The 397-nt window shown below is 46.1% G+C and carries 1 protein-coding gene; it reads right to left on the bottom strand.

Features of this window, described 5'->3' with window-relative positions; genetic code table 11:
- Window positions 1-397: MFS transporter (locus CCE82_RS12675; RefSeq protein WP_119184425.1), on the bottom strand; the 397-nt coding region annotated here is incomplete at both ends.

The following is a 397-nucleotide window of genomic DNA, read 5'->3' as shown; positions in this document are numbered from 1 at the left end:
GTATAGGCATATGCGATCGAACTGAACGTACGCTCAAACATATGCATGAGAAATCCGCATATGACAATGACCATCGGCAAAGGATTGATGCCGTAAAAGAATCCAAGCGCCATAATAATTAACGATAAAACAGAAATGGCCCACTTTCGATCCACACGGTCAGAGATTTGCGAGGCAATGAGAGCGCCCAGCGGGGCACCGATCGTTCCCAGAGTGACGTATACGATAGACTCATCCATTGATACGCCTTCTTTTACCAAAAGGGTGGGAACCCACGTGCCAAAGCCTTGAATTGCAATCGTGGAAGCTGCCCACATCGTCATTAAAACAAAAGTTCTTCCTGCCAAAGGCTTTTGAAATAACGTCCGATATGGAACGGATTTTACAGCGGTTTGTC

Source organism: Staphylococcus cornubiensis, from assembly GCF_900183575.1.
GTDB classification, from domain to species: domain Bacteria; phylum Bacillota; class Bacilli; order Staphylococcales; family Staphylococcaceae; genus Staphylococcus; species Staphylococcus cornubiensis.
Note: the sequence above shows the minus strand (reverse complement) of the source record. Positions and strands in the feature narration are given on the sequence as shown.